This is a genomic window from Vibrio viridaestus (assembly GCF_003856525.1).
GTDB lineage: Bacteria > Pseudomonadota > Gammaproteobacteria > Enterobacterales > Vibrionaceae > Vibrio > Vibrio viridaestus.
This window is the reverse complement of sequence record NZ_RJVQ01000063.1, coordinates 1-728: the sequence shown is the minus strand read 5'-3', so window position 1 is coordinate 728 and position 728 is coordinate 1. Positions and strand designations below refer to the sequence as shown.

The following is a 728-nucleotide window of genomic DNA, read 5'->3' as shown; positions in this document are numbered from 1 at the left end:
GTTCAGTTCTCCACCTTAAGGGCAGAAAAAAGGATTGATCAAATTCTATTGAGTCTGACTCATMGTGATCATTTATCAAAGAATGAYTCTGGTTATCAAATGATTGAACAACCGGGARCARTTTACTTACGATACTTAGTTGACATTCATAAAAAGTRTCTAATGAATTATGAGTTCAAYASATCCTSTTTAGCAGAAAGACGGATATTCCTTGCTCATTATCAGACAATCACTTATTCACCGTGTGGGGCTAATAGTTTTCATTTCCCRTCTCATGGAAAACCCTTTTCGCTCCGCTTAGCCYTATCCCYCYCTAGGGGTATTTTAGTGATAGGTTCTATAGGAACTGGACGATCYTATTTGGTCAAATACCTAGCGACAAACTCCTATGTTCCTTTCATTACGGTATTTCTGAACAAGTTCCTGGATAACAAGCCTAAAGGTTTTCTTATTGATGATATCGATATTGATGATAGTGACGATATTGATGCTAGTGACGATATTGATCGTGACCTTGATACGGAGCTGGAGCTGCTAACTATGATGAATGCACTAACTATGGATATGATGCCGGAAATAGACCGATTTTATATCACCCTTCAATTCGAATTAGCAAAAGCAATGTCTCCTTGCATAATATGGATTCCAAACATTCATGATCTGGATGTGAATGAGTCGAATTACTTATCCCTCGGTCTATTAGTGAACTATCTCTCCAGGGATTGTGA

Annotated in this window: 1 protein-coding gene; it reads left to right on the top strand. The window is 37.9% G+C overall.

Annotation, left to right across the window (positions count from 1 at the left end):
* Positions 1-327: 327 nt before the first annotated feature.
* Positions 328-728, top strand: a 401-nt coding sequence (locus tag EES38_RS23230) for an AAA family ATPase (RefSeq protein WP_166434333.1), incomplete at its 3' end; no start/stop codon positions are given.